General features: G+C 50.2%; 12 protein-coding genes. 2 read left to right on the plus strand and 10 right to left on the minus strand.

Features of this window, described 5'->3' with window-relative positions; genetic code table 11:
* Positions 1-41: 41 nt before the first annotated feature.
* From rplT to RHOM_RS07925, 5 genes are all read right to left on the minus strand, one after another.
* The gene (rplT, locus tag RHOM_RS07905) at positions 42-398 is read right to left on the minus strand and encodes a 50S ribosomal protein L20 (protein WP_014079771.1); all 357 of its coding nucleotides are present in this window, start codon (positions 396-398) and stop codon (positions 42-44) included.
* Between the two features lie 24 nt (positions 399-422).
* On the minus strand, positions 423-620 hold the full coding sequence (rpmI, locus tag RHOM_RS07910) for a 50S ribosomal protein L35 (protein ID WP_014079772.1): 198 nt from the start codon (positions 618-620) through the stop codon (positions 423-425).
* Between the two features lie 17 nt (positions 621-637).
* Positions 638-1,135 (minus strand): translation initiation factor IF-3, encoded by a 498-nt coding sequence (gene infC, locus RHOM_RS07915; RefSeq protein WP_014079773.1) that lies wholly within the window; start codon positions 1,133-1,135, stop codon positions 638-640.
* A gap of 213 nt (positions 1,136-1,348) precedes the next feature.
* Entirely contained in the window at positions 1,349-1,801 is a 453-nt protein-coding gene (locus tag RHOM_RS07920; protein ID WP_014079774.1) for a chemotaxis protein CheW, read from the minus strand.
* An 85-nt stretch (positions 1,802-1,886) separates the two neighbouring features.
* Complete coding sequence (locus RHOM_RS07925; RefSeq protein ID WP_014079775.1) at positions 1,887-3,584, minus strand: methyl-accepting chemotaxis protein; 1,698 nt, start codon at positions 3,582-3,584, stop codon at positions 1,887-1,889.
* A gap of 171 nt (positions 3,585-3,755) precedes the next feature.
* Here RHOM_RS07925 and RHOM_RS07930 point away from each other — a divergent pair, with 171 nt between their 5' ends.
* Entirely contained in the window at positions 3,756-4,628 is an 873-nt protein-coding gene (locus tag RHOM_RS07930) for a PHP domain-containing protein (RefSeq protein WP_014079776.1), read from the plus strand.
* A gap of 610 nt (positions 4,629-5,238) precedes the next feature.
* On the opposite strand, the gene RHOM_RS07935 is transcribed toward RHOM_RS07930, so the two are convergent.
* Genes RHOM_RS07935 through pheA form a run of 5 tightly spaced genes read right to left on the minus strand, consistent with a single transcriptional unit; the run spans position 5,239 to position 12,286 of the window.
* Entirely contained in the window at positions 5,239-6,051 is an 813-nt protein-coding gene (locus RHOM_RS07935; protein WP_014079777.1) for a Cof-type HAD-IIB family hydrolase, read from the minus strand.
* A gap of 50 nt (positions 6,052-6,101) precedes the next feature.
* Positions 6,102-8,264 (minus strand): RNA degradosome polyphosphate kinase, encoded by a 2,163-nt coding sequence (locus RHOM_RS07940; RefSeq protein WP_014079778.1) that lies wholly within the window; start codon positions 8,262-8,264, stop codon positions 6,102-6,104.
* Positions 8,265-8,283: 19 nt separating this feature from the next.
* Positions 8,284-9,819: a Ppx/GppA phosphatase family protein gene (locus RHOM_RS07945; protein ID WP_014079779.1), complete on the minus strand. Its 1,536-nt coding sequence runs from the start codon at positions 9,817-9,819 to the stop codon at positions 8,284-8,286.
* A gap of 16 nt (positions 9,820-9,835) precedes the next feature.
* Positions 9,836-11,128, minus strand: a complete 1,293-nt coding sequence (locus RHOM_RS07950) for an ATP-binding protein (RefSeq protein WP_014079780.1) — start codon at positions 11,126-11,128, stop codon at positions 9,836-9,838.
* An 18-nt stretch (positions 11,129-11,146) separates the two neighbouring features.
* Positions 11,147-12,286: a prephenate dehydratase gene (pheA, locus tag RHOM_RS07955; RefSeq protein WP_014079781.1), complete on the minus strand. Its 1,140-nt coding sequence runs from the start codon at positions 12,284-12,286 to the stop codon at positions 11,147-11,149.
* 310 nt (positions 12,287-12,596) lie between these two features.
* Here pheA and RHOM_RS07960 point away from each other — a divergent pair, with 310 nt between their 5' ends.
* Complete coding sequence (locus RHOM_RS07960; protein ID WP_014079783.1) at positions 12,597-13,517, plus strand: DUF5050 domain-containing protein; 921 nt, start codon at positions 12,597-12,599, stop codon at positions 13,515-13,517.
* Positions 13,518-14,031: the final 514 nt, after the last annotated feature.

A 14,031-nucleotide genomic window follows, 5' to 3' on the forward strand; every position in this document is an offset into this window, starting at 1 on the left:
TGGGTTGTCCCACATACGAGATAGGTTCTGTCTGCTGTTCCTTAAGCTACCTTGCTCTTAGCCAGCTCTGCCAGTGCTGCAAATCCCTGTGCGTCGTTTACAGCCATCTCTGCTAACATCTTGCGGTTGATGTCCACACCAGCTACCTTTAATCCGTGCATCATCTGGCTGTAAGAAATACCATTCATTCTTGCAGCTGCGTTGATACGTGCGATCCATAACTGACGGAACTGTCTCTTCTTCTCTTTTCTGCCTGCATAAGAACTTGTTAAGGCTCTCATGACAGACTGCTTTGCTACACGATACTGCTTGGAACGTGCGCCTCTGTAACCCTTTGCTAATTTTAATGTTCTATTATGCTTTTTCTTAGCGCCTAATCCGCCTTTTACTCTTGCCATTTTGCATTCCTCCTTAACTTATTCCTATAAATATGGTAAAATCTTCTTCATGTTCTTAACGTTTGTTGCATCGGTCATTGCCGGCTTACGAAGATTTCTCTTGTTCTTGGTTGTCTTCTTGGTTAAGATATGTCTCTTGTAAGCTTTATTTCTTTTTAACTTTCCTGTTCCTGTTACTTTGAAACGTTTTGCAGCTGCTCTGCTGGTTTTCATTTTTGGCATGATATGTTCCTCCTTAATTATGATTTTTTCTCTGCCAACACCATGCTGATGCTTCTACCTTCAACTTTTGGTGCTTTTTCCACTACTGCTATTTCGCCGAGGCTTGCGGCAAAATCATCCAAAATGTGCTTGCTCGCATTCATATGAGCCATCTCACGTCCACGGAAGCGCAATGTGATCTTCACCTTGTCTCCCTTGCTAAGGAACTTCTTCGCAGCGTTCATTTTGGTGTTCAAATCGTTTGAATCGATATTTGGCGACAAGCGAATCTCTTTGATCTCAACCACTTTCTGCTTCTTTCTGGCTTCCTTTTCCTTGCGTGCCAGTTCATATCTGTACTTGCCGTAGTCGATAATCTTGCATACAGGTGGCTTTGCGGTTGGAGCAATCTTCACCAGATCAAGCTCTGCCTCTTCCGCCAGCTTCATTGCTTCGCGTGCTGACATAATGCCAAGCTGTTCTCCGTTCTCTCCGATCAGACGAATCTCCTTGTCTCTGATCTGTTCGTTAATCATTAACTCGCTAATGGTATCGTACCTCCAAATAAAAAAGTGGATAGGCAGACTATCCACTAAACATTCAAACCCGGAACATGATATGTTCGCAATACTTTGAAATATGAACCATGAGTCACGTATTTGTGCTCCGGTGAGAGTGGATACTCTACTTTGTTTTCTAACAACTATTTAAATCTATCACACACACGTATCCGTGTCAAGTGTTTTTTATTATTTGTCGCTGGTGTTGTCGCTGATCATCTTGCGGATCGCCGCCTGCTCCTCCTGTGATACCAGACTCTTGACATCAAGCATCACAATCAGCTCCTTCTGACAGGAAGCCACATCATTAAAACAGCACTGCTGTCCGCTCATCAGTGTCGGCATCGGAAGCACTCTGGAATCTTCCACGTCCACAATTTCCTTTACCTTTTCCACCTCAAGTGCCAGCTTCATGCCGCCCACATTGACAACCACAAGGTTGTCCACCGCAATGTTCCCCAGTCCAAATCTGGATGCAAGGGAAAACACCGGCAGGATCTCTCCGTGAAGGCGGATGATGCCTCTGATATTGGCAGGAGAAGTCGGTACAACCACGACATTCATCTTACTCTCAATGGATTCCACGTTCTCAAGTGATATTCCATAATCCATTCCCGTTAATGTAAATGTCAGCAGCTGCATGTGACTTCCCCCCTGTTCTGAAACTTTTCTTCTTGCTATTATATCCCTTTTCTTTCGGTTCGGCAACCGCAGAATCTGTCAATTTTTAATTTTTTAATACAAACTTCCCAATCAGCTCATCCAGTGCAATCGCCTGCGCAGACAACTCCTCACTCGTTGCCGAGGACTCCTGCGCCGTTGCAGAATTGGACTGTACAACCTCGGAAATCTGGTTGACTCCCTCCTCCGCCTGTTTCATGGCTTCTGCCTGATCCTTGGAATTATCGCTCAAGCGCTTGGAAGTCTCCGCAATCTGCTTGATTCCGTCAATTACCTCTTCAAGAGACGTGGACACACGCTCTACTGCCTGATTGCCCTCTTCAATTTCTTTGAGGGAAGCCTCAATCAGTTCTCTGGTGTCCACCGCAGACTGTGTACTCTGCTCTGCCAGTTGTCTGATCTGCTCTGCAACGACAGCGAATCCTCTTCCTGCCTCGCCGGCACGCGCCGCCTCAATGGAAGCGTTTAAGGACAGCAGGTTCGTCTGTGACGCAATATTCTCTATATCTGTAATAATGTTTCCAATCTTGTTGGAAGATTCGTTGATGCGGCTCATGGTATCAATCATGGACTGCATCTGATTCTTGCTCTGATCCGCTTCACCTGCATACTGCCTTGCCTGCTGGTAAGATTCCTCTGCCTGCTCCGCGGTCTTCTGGATATTCTCTGTAATGCTTGTGATGGTCGCCTGCAGTTCTTCCACAGCTCCTGCCTGATCCGTTGCGCCCTCCGCCAGACTCTGAGATGCCTCTGCAAGGTTGCCGGAACCGGCAGAAACCTGGTTTGCCGCATCTTCGATCGATGTCAGCGTCTCTATCATCTGATCGCGCAGAACGCGCATCGCCACAATCAATTTTTCAAAATCAAGCGTATAACCGTCCTTGTGCTCCGACTGCACTGCGTAATTGCCCTGTGACATCAATCCGAGAATTCTTCCCGCATCATTGATGATAAGATTCAGCTTATCTGCCATGTCTGCCGCCTCACGCGCCATGTCTGCGACCTCATCCTGCGTGGAAACCTCCGGGAACGGAGTAGAAAGATCTCCCTGTGCAAACGTTTTAAACCGCTCGCCAAGTGCCTCAAGCGGTCCGGAGATTCCCTTTGCCACCTGATTGCCAAGCTTGTTGGCCATAACCATTGCCAGAGCTGACACTGCCACAATCACAATCGCAAGAATCACGCTGACTGCCGTCAGAGTGGAGGACAAGCGGTCTCCCTCCGTCACTTTCGTATTCATCAGTTCTATCATATCTGCATAGATATCTTCGTAGATCGGATCCAGACTTTCCTTCATCTGCTGCTGTGCCGCTGTGGACTGTGTAGCATCGGTGGTTGCACCCTGCTCGATGATCGGTTCCTCCGCTGCCCAGTATTGCTGCAGTTTATCTGAAATCTGCTGGTAGAGTGCCTTTTCCTCGCTCGTCGTTACTACATCCCCAACGGTTGCGAAGTAATTCTCGAACTTTGCTTTCTGTTCGTCATGTTCTGTCATGGCATCATCCAACAGTCCCTGCTCATCAAATCCGATGATTCCTCTGGTCGCTGATCTCGTGTTGGCAAATGTGATCATCGCCTTGCCGATATCTCCCTGTGAAAAACCGTAATTCACAAGTGCGCTGGAATAACGGTTCGACATCACAAGCATCGCTGCCAGCCCGACTACCGCTCCTATGGCAGTGATTGCCGCCACCATAACAAATGCTTTTGTCAGTCTCTCTTTGATTCGTACATTTTCAAACAATTTCGCTCCTCCTGTGTGCTGTATTCTCTACATCCGTGTATATTTTTTAGTACCTTTGTATTATAGTTCTATTTTACTACGTGTTCAACTGGTTTCCATATTTTTTTGACAAATGTGATTTTTTTCTCTATGATTAGTCTGAATTAGATTATCTGAAGAGAGGATTTTACCATGGAACACCGCATCATAGATCTTCATGTCCACTCCACCGAGTCGGACGGCACCCTTACTCCCACCGAGATCGTATCTGCCGCAAAGGCTGCCGGTCTGTCCGCCTTTGCGCTCACAGATCACGACACCGCGGCAGGTGTCTCTAAAGCTGCTCCCGCCGCTGCCGCCTGTGGTATTGAATTAATCCCCGGCATCGAGCTTTCCACGGAATATGAGCTGCCCACCAGAGCCGGCGGTGGAAAAGAAGTCCATATCGTCGGTCTCTACATTGATCCGGAGCACCCGCTCCTTATCGAGAAAACAAACGAGTTCCGCCGCTGCCGTGATGCGCGCAATGAAAAAATAGTGGCTGCCCTGCAGCGCGAAGGCTTTTCCATTACCACGGAAGCACTCCTTGCTGCCAATCCCGACAGTGTCATCACGCGCGCAAATATCGCACGTTTTCTCTACGACAGCCATCAGATTAGGAGCGTCTCGGAGGCGTTTGAAAAATATATCGGCGACGGCTGCAAATGCTATGTCGGCCGCTTTAAAGTCTCCCCGATGGAGGCAGTCGAACTGATCCACGCCGCAGGCGGCATCGCCGTTCTGGCACACCCGCTGCTCTACCACATGAACCAGACGACCTTGCAGCATCTGATCGACGAGTTAAAAGAAGTCCACCTTGACGGCATCGAGGCGATCTACTCGACCTACACCACCGGCGAGGAACAGTACGTCAAGCGGCTTGCAAAAGAGAACGGGCTTCTCATCAGCGGCGGCTCTGACTTCCACGGCACCAACAAACCCACAATCCAGATCGGGACCGGACGCGGGCATCTCTACATTCCCTATTCCGTTCTTGAAACCATCAAAGAACACCTCCGCGCATAAAGGCAGAAGAAAGGACTGTCGCATCGGGAATAGCCAGTTTGCCTTGAAGCGATAAGGAATATTACAAGAGGCACACTTGGGGATTTCAGTTGAAAATGCAAATGGAAATTCTGTTCAAAAAAAGTGGCATTTCTAACCCGCCGGATGCTTGCATCCGCGATAATCCGTGTCTTCCCAAGTTTGGAACACTCTACGGACTGTGTCCGCAAGTCAGCAGACAATTTTAGGACTTTCGTGTGTGTCCCTTATGGATGCCGCAGAACAAAACATAACCGCGCGAAGCCGATGTTTGAATTGGCATCTGCCGTATTTTCAATAGCAGATGCCAACGAGTTTCGGTTCGCGCGGTTTTATATTGTCTGCGAAGCGGCATCATTAGGGACACCAGGAAGTCCGCTCATTGTCTGTGACTTGTCGGACACACTCCGGAAGTGTCCAAACGTGGAAGAGACACGGAATCCGATGCAAACATCCAGCAGGAAGAAATGCTCACATTTTTCTCAAACGAATGTTCCATCTGCATTTCCAGCTGAAATCTGCGTGGTGTGCTTCTTATAATATTCCTTATCGACTCAAGGCAGCTGCCCGCCCGATGCAGCAGTCCCTCCTTTTACAGGATAAATCGCTCGATCACCTCGGCGATCGCATTGTGATTGTTGTCGTGCTCCGTCACGTAATCCGCTGCGGCTTTCACCTCCGGCGTGGCATTTTTTACCGCTACCCCGATATGCGCCGCATTAAGCATTGCAATATCATTCTCCTCATCTCCCACCGCTACCGTACAGTCTAGCGGAAGATTCAGCATCTTCGTAAGACAGGACACACCGGTTCCCTTGCTGGTATCAAGCGGACAGTATTCCAGATACTCTCTGCAGGAGAAAAAGCTGGTACATTTTCCCTTTTCCCATTCCAGATTCTTCTCGCGGAACCGCGCGAGACGCCCCGTATTTTTTAAATCAATCATGAGAACCTTCTGCGGCTCCTCCTCCAGCAGATCCAGCACATTCGCCGAAAGCTTGTAGGAAAGTCCTGTTTTTTTCCTGTAATACTCAAGCTCTGCCGTATGTCTTGTGGTAATAATCTCGGTATTATTATAGGTCTGCGCATAAATTCCCGCCTTTGCGGCTCTCTCAAAGAGTTCCTGCGTCACCTCAATCGGGAGCGAGCGTTTTAACAGCACCCGGTCCGCAGCGCAGTCGTAGAGTACCGCACCGTTAAAGGCAATCATATAGCAGCCCGGCTGCGTCAGCTCCAGTTCTCTCGCAACCGCCCTGCCGCTCTCCACCGGGCGCCCGGTGGAGAGTACAATGTCGTGCCCGGCAAGAAGCATTTTCTGGATGGCGGCCCGGTTTTCTTCGGATACTGTTTTGTCGTCAGAGAGCAGCGTCGCATCCAGATCAACAAACAAAATCTTGTGATTCATACTCATTCCTCCCATCCTGCTTTTAGCCCATCATATGTCCTGCGGCGTTCCTACTCTGCCGGTTCTGCCGGGACAAATACACGCTCGCGGTAGACATGATCTGTCTTTGGCACCGCCGCAACCGCCTCCTCGCAGAATTGCTTCTGGGAATTGACAAGCACCTTCCCTCTTCTGTCTATCTTCTCATATTCTCCGTCCGGCTTTAGCACATGGGCTTTGGTATTGTCCGCAAGCTCCACATCCAGAATATGCTTTACCTTTTCTTTTAGCGTATCGTCCAGCACCGGGAACAAAATTTCCACACGACGGTCCAGATTTCGCGGCATCCAGTCCGCGCTTCCCATATAGAGTTCCTCCTCCCCGTCATTTAAGAAGAAGAAAATACGGCTGTGCTCCAGGAAATTTCCGACTATGGAACGCACATGGATATTCTCGCTGATTCCCGGGATTCCGACCTTTAAGCAGCAGATTCCACGGACGATCAGTTCGATCTCTACGCCTGCCGCCGATGCCTCATAGAGTGCGGCAATAATGCCCTCATCACACAGGGAATTCATTTTAGCAACGATTTTTGCCGGCTTTCCCTCGCGCGCATGCTTTGTCTCACGCGCAATCAGACGCATAAAACGGGTGCGCAGCCAGATCGGCGCCAGCACCAGTTCGTTCCATGAAAGCGGTTCGGAATATCCGGAAAGCATATTAAACACCGCGGTCGCATCCTCCCCGATCGCCTCATTGCAGGTAAAGATTCCGCAGTCCGTGTAGAGCTTTGCCGTGGAATCATTGTAATTGCCGGTTCCAAGATGCACATAGCGCCTGATGCCATCTTCCTCGCGGCGCACGACAAGCGCAATCTTGCTGTGCGTCTTAAGGCCGACCAGACCGTAGATGACATGGCAGCCCGCCTGCTCTAACTTCTTCGCCCACACAATGTTATTTTCCTCGTCAAACCGTGCTTTCAGCTCCACGAGCACCGACACCTGTTTTCCGTTCTCCGCCGCCTGCGCGAGAGATGCGATAATCGGTGAATTGCCGCTGACACGGTAGAGCGTCTGCTTGATGGCAAGAACGTCCGGATCCGACGCCGCCTGCCGGATAAAATCGACCACAGGATCAAACGTCTCATACGGATGATGCAGCAGAATGTCGCCGACCCGGATTGCCTCAAAGATATCCTCCCCCGGTTCAATCTCCGGCACGCGCTGCGGCTTATACGGTTCGTAGCGCAGGGAATCGCACCCGGAGAGCCCGTACATCTTCATCAGAAATGTCAGGTCAATCGGTCCGGATATCTGAAAAATATCCTCCTCCGCCACTTTCAGTTCATCCTTTAAAAAGCGCAGCAGCTTCTTGTCCACGGAAGCTTCCACTTCCAGGCGGATAACTTCGCCCCACTGTCTCTTTTTTAACTGTTTCTGGATCTCTTTTAAAAGGTCTGCCGCCTCATCCTCATCGATCGGCAGATCCGCGTTACGCATGACGCGGTACGGATGTGCGCAGAGCACATGGTAGTTTAAAAACAGCTTATCAATATTTTTCTCGATAATCTGCTCCAGGAGAATAAAGGTGCGTCCCTCCACCTCCCCGAAATTCTCCGACGTATCTGCCGGGATCGGCACCAGGCGAGGCAGTACCCCAGGCACCTGCACCGTTGCAAATTCCACCGCGTCCTTATGCTTTTCATCCTTCTTGCTGGAAAGCAGCGCCGCGATGTTGAGCGTCTTATTGCGGATCAGCGGGAACGGGCGCGATGCGTCCACCGCCATCGGCGTCAATACCGGATAGACGTCCTCCTCAAAGTAGCGATCCACGTACGCCGCCTGCTCAGCCGTCAGTTCCTCGTATTTTTCAATAATGTGTATTCCGTTGGCTGCCATCAGCGGAACGAGGGAGCGGTTATACGTGTTGTACTGGCTCTCGACGAGTTTTCTGGTCGCCGTGTTGATCCGGTCGAGCTGCTCCGATGCCGTCATGCCCGCAATATCCCGCTTGCGGTAGTCCGCATGTACCATATCCTTTAACGACGCGACCCGGACCATGAAGAATTCGTCCAGGTTCGACGACGTGATGCTCACGAATTTGAGCCGCTCTAACAGCGGAATACTCTTATCCTTTGCCTCGTTGAGCACGCGGGCGTCAAACTTCAGCCAGCTTAGCTCTCTGTTCTCGTAATATTCCGGCAAATGGAATTCGTTTTTCTTTTCTTTTTCCATGTATCATCCCTCCACGTCCTTACGAATAGACACGTTTTTCCTTCACGACCGGCTTGATGCTGAAAATGCGCTCAAAATAAGCCGTCTTGGAAGCGAACAGCGCCTTCTCCAGCGCAATGTCCTCATCCGTCTCGATCGTAATGATCAGTTCTTTGTCACGAAGCTGTGCTTTTACGTTTTTAAACTTCTGTTTGTGGCTGCGATCCATCGCATTGGAAACGCGCAGAATGGCGGATAACTTTGCCACCGTAAGGAAGCTCTGCTGGTCGAGCCGGTCCGCCACATCCTCATAATCGGCAAGCGGATAGCTGTTGTAGAGCACTGTCCCCGCAACGATCTCACGCTCCAGATGCGACAGTCCCATAATTTCCGAGGACATGATGATGTCGTATGCGCACTGCGGGGCATTGGCAAAGCTGATATATTTTCCGCAGTCATGCAAAATCGCCGCGACCTGCAGCAACAGCCGCTCTCTCTTTCCGAGACCGTGCTGTTTTTTCATCGTGTCAAACAAAAGCATCGCCATCTGGGTCAGCGCTTCAATGTGCGGTGAATAGCTCATGTAACGTCTCGAGAGACTTTCCGCGGCCGAGATAATATCCTCATCAAAATCATGTGTGGGCTTATAGATACGGTTTTTCTGCGCGTAGTCGCAGGCGATTCCGTCGCTGACAATCACGCCCGGCGCCCACAGTTCCTTTGCGCCCAGCCCTCTTGCCATGCACTTGCAGATGATGATATAAGGCACGATCAGCGGATCGTTCTCGTTGGAGAGCCCCAGTTCCTCCGCGATCTCCTCCAGACTCTTTTTGCCGAGCTGTTCCATGTATTGGACGAACTTCTCAATTGACACGGTATTCTTGTTGTGGTTCTTCTCAAGGCGGCAGACCAGTTCCGCAATATAATCGCCGATCACAATCAGATATTCGATCTCCTGGTTTTCCAGATACATCGCCTTGAAAACTTCCATCTCCTTTACCACCATCTCCTCGATCTGCAGTTCATACTGCGCCAGGTTCCGGCTCTTTTTTGCAAGCTGTTCCCGCATGCGCATGGTGCCGAGCCCCAGATGCTGGGTGGTCAGCACCTTTCCCTTTGAGAACACGGTAATCTGAAGTCCCGATCCACTGACGTCCACCACCGCTGCGCTTCTGCCGATGAAATGCTCAAACTCCTCGCGCATCGCCACCGACTTGTAGCTGATAAAACGGTGCTCCGAGTTACTCAACACATGTACGGTCAGACCGGTACGCAGCCTGATCTGATCCAGGATAAAAAGTTCATTGTCCACATCGCGGAGTACCGCCGACGCATACGCCTCGTACGCATCCACCCGGTACTCTTTCATGATCTGCGCAAATTCCCGCAGGGTATCGCAGAGTGCCTCCACCAGTTCATAGCCGATGCTGCCCTTGGAGTACGCATCCGCCCCCAGCTCGATTCTGCTGCGCACATAGTCGATATCGCGTATTTTTTTCTTGGCAGACAATTCAAATATCTTGAGGCTCACTTCATACGAACCGATATAAATTGCCGCAAACGTATGGATTGCCATAAATCCGCCCTCCTCTTTATTGTTTTCCAAGCAGATAATTGATAAACTGCTGTGCCGTTCTTCCCGAAAGTCCTCCGTGGGCAAGCTCCCACTTGTTTGCCTCAAGAAGCAGCTCCTCCTGCTCCAGCCGCACGCCATATTTCTCCGCGAGCGTCGTGACAATCTTCTGGAACTCCTTCTTATCCGGCGCGCCGTAATAGATCGTCACGCCGAACCGCGCATAAAGTGAAAGCTTTTCCTGCACCGTGTCGGAAGTGTGCATATCCTCCCGCACCTCTTCCTTGTCCGAGAACTTCTCACGGATCAGATGTCTGCGGTTAGAGGTCGCATAAATTAACACATTATCCGGCTTTTTCTCCAGACCGCCCTCAATGACTGCCTTCAGATACTTATATTCAATCTCAAATTCCTCGAACGAAAGATCGTCCATATAGATAATAAACTTGTAGTTGCGGTTCTTGATCTGCTCAATCACATCATTCAGATCGCAGAATTGATGCTTGTAAATCTCAATCAGACGGAGGCCTCTGTCGTAATACTGGTTGGCAATCGCCTTGATGCTTGTGGACTTTCCGGTTCCCGCATCACCGTACAGCAGACAGTTGTTGGCTTCCTTCCCGCTCACAAACGCCTCCGTATTGTCGACCAGCTTCTGCTTTGCAAGCTCGTAGCCGACCAGATCATCCAGCTTTACATGCGCGATATTGGTGATCGGAATAATCTGAGCCCCGTCATCTGTGTGTCTGACGCGGAATGCCTTGTGCAGACCCAGTTTTCCGACTCCGAATTCCCCGTAAAATGCCGTGACCGCCTGTTTAAATTCTTCTGCATCCGCCGCTGCCTCCAGATGACGGCAGAGCTCTGCGATCCGGTCTCTGATCCGCTTGTTGAACAATTTTCCCGCGTCCGCGGTCTCCTCATAGTGCAGCAATGCGTCCATGCAGTCCACGGAAAAATAGTTGCCGAGCACCGAAAGGTCAAAGTCAAACAACTCTTTCATGATGGCAAAATCGTGCCGCGCCACCTCGTTGATGGAGCCTTTTATCTCCCCGCGGATCTCGCACGCCCTGCTGTATGCATTCTCGTTATTCACAAGCAAAAAAGCCAGGAAATTGTGCCAGAGATTGCCGGAAAATCCGTGGCTGACCGCAAGCTCCATCAGTTTTTTGAGGCATTCATAGAATAATCCCTCAACATCTTCTTTATTATAGTATTCATTCTGATAGTTCTCCATGACCCAGGTAAAGTCATAGAATAACTGCTCGTTTTCAAAATCCCTGTAGAGGATCAGATTCTTCGTTGTCTTCATCTTCCCACATTCCTCACTTTACGCTTCGTAATTCCCCAGAATCTGCAGTCTGGTCGTCTCTTCCGACAATCCCCGCAGTGCATTCTGCACCGCCGGATCGTTCAGATTCCCCTCAAAGTCTACAAAGAACCGGTATTCCCAGTTGCGCTCCGGCAGCGGTCTGGACTCGATGTGATCCATGTTGATCCCGTTATAGATCAGATGGGACAGCATGTGGTAGAGAGAACCGGTCTCATGCGCTCCCTCAAAGCAGATACTGATCTTATTCGCCTTTCTGGTAAACACATGTTTTCCCGTCACGATGATGAATCTGGTTGCATTCTGCTTGTTGTCCTGAATGCCTTCCTCCAGAACATCAAGACCGTAGATCTCCGCCGTAATACGGCTTGCAATGGCAGCTTTGTGCCGCATGCCGTCCTCCCTGACTTTCTGTGCCGCCATCGCGGTGTTTTTTAAGCTGTGCTTCTCCCACTCCCGGTGTCCTTCTAAGTATCTAGCACACTGCATCAGTGCCTGCGGATGCGAGTATACATCCGTGATATCGGAAAGCTTCGCTCCCGGCACGCCGAGCAGTGCATGTTCAATCTTGATAATCTGCTCGCCCACGATGCAGTGACCGTACTCCACCATGAGATCATAATTCTCGGAGACAATCCCGGCAGAAGAATTCTCAATCGGCAGCACCGCATAGTCCGCGTCCCCGCGGGCGATCGCCTCCATGGCGTCCCTCCAGGTCTCCACATGATAGCTGTTCCCCGCATCCTCACCGAAATACTGTTTTAACGCGAGCTGCGTGTAGGCGCCCTCCGTCCCCTGAAAGACAATGCGCGCATTTTTATAATCCAACGTGTCCAGCTCTTCAAAATCCGGCTTTTCGTATATGCCGTGCTCCGTCATCAGCTGATACTGGCGCTTTCTACTGATCGACATGATCTGCTCGAACAGCTCCCGGATTCCGTGCCGGTTGAACGCGCTGTCGCCGAGCGCCGAAAGCGTCGCAAGCTTTTCCATTTCACGGTCTTTGTCAAAAACTTTTTTGCCCGTCTCTATCTTATATTCCGCCACCTCAGCCGCGATCTGCATCCGCTGCTGATACAGCGCAACGATCTGCTTGTCAATGACATCAATCTCATCTCTCAACTCTAATAGATTCTTCATAGTGCTCCTTACCGTCTGACTTCCTTTTCGTATCAGGGCATCCGCCGGGTGCTCTTTTGTGCCGACTCCGCCTTAGTTTATAATATAGTACATTAACGTGCTGATGACAAGAGAACCCTTGCAAGTTATTAGACGAAAATGTTATAATTTCCATGATTATATTTTATCGGCATTTCAGACGAAAGAAGGAATCATTCCATGAAAAAAAAAGATTTCCATTATCATTGCTGTCATCGTCATTATCGCGCTTATCGCAGCGGCTGCCATTTTCCACTATCTCTCCAACCGGACTCATTTTAATGAGGGTTACGTGAACGGCAACACCGCTGGCAACCTCTACAACGGCGGTCTCTTCTGCGAGTACGACGGCACGGTATATTTTTCCAACCCGTCCGACGGCGGGAAGCTGTATTCGATGTCTCCGGACGGAAGCAATCTGGCCAAGCTCTGTGATGACACGGTATCCTACATCAACGCGGACGAACATTATCTCTACTATGTGCGCAACAATCCGGGAGCAACGGGCGCCGCTCTCTCCTTTCTCTCTGTCAACACCGACAGTCTCTGCCGCATTGACAGGGAAGGCGGCGATGACTCCGTTCTGATTCTGGATTCGGCGCCGTGCCTCTACGCTTCCCTCTACGGGAATTATATTTACTATATCCGCTATGATGAATCCGAGGGTTCCACACTTTATAAGGTAAAAATCGACGGTTCCGGCTGCAAGCAGGTCGACACCGCTCCCGACTTTACCTGCTCGGCAAACGGCGAATATATGTATTACAACGGAACCGACAGCGATCACTATATCTGGCGGCTCAATACCACGGACGACTCAAAGGGCATGCTCTACGGCGGGAACTGTTATATGCCGACTGTCATAGACGATACCACCGCCTATTTCATGGACTGCGACAGCAACTACGCGATCGCCCGCACGGATCTTGCCACCGGTGAGAAGACACTTCTGTCCGAGGACCGCGTGGACTGGTACAACCTCTACGGGGATTATATCTACTTCCAGAAAAACGATTCCGAACATCCGTGTCTCGGATTCATGTGCACGGACGGCAGCGGTTACACCACACTGTTCGAGGGAAATTTCAAGGACATTACAATCACTTCCGAATATGTATACTTCCGTGATTTTTCCACAGATCAGAGCTACTGCGTTCCGCTCGGCTCCTCCGCCGCCCCGGTCGCCTTTGAGCCGGGCGTCGTCGAAGACTGATGCAGCATAGAATTGCCGCAATAAGCATAGACCTCTTTCGAGCGATAAGTAATATTACAGGAATACCAGAGAACAAAAAAGTTCCAGAATAAACAGACGGCGGCAAATTCTTTGAAGCAAAATTCACGTATTTCTTCCATGCCGTGGCTGGCATCCCATTCTGTGTCTTGGCCACGTTTGGACACTCACGGAGTGTGTCCGACAAGCCGCAGACAATGGGCGGACTTTCTGGTGTCCCTAATGGCACCTCTTCACAGACAATATAAAACCGCGCGAACCGAAACTCGCCGGCATCTGCTATTGAAAATAAGGCAGATGCCGACTCAGACATCGGCTTCGCGCGGTTATGTTTTGCTCAGAGGTGTCCATAAGGGACACACACAAAAGTCCTAAAATTGTCTGCCGGTTTGCGGACACAGTCCGTGGAGTGCTCCAAACTTGGAAAGACACGGATCATCACGGATGTCAGCTGCGGCATGGTTAGAAATACCGGATTTTGCGGTCAGAATTTGTC

Origin of the sequence: Roseburia hominis A2-183 (genome assembly GCF_000225345.1) — a bacterium.
GTDB classification, from domain to species: Bacteria; Bacillota; Clostridia; order Lachnospirales; family Lachnospiraceae; genus Roseburia; species Roseburia hominis.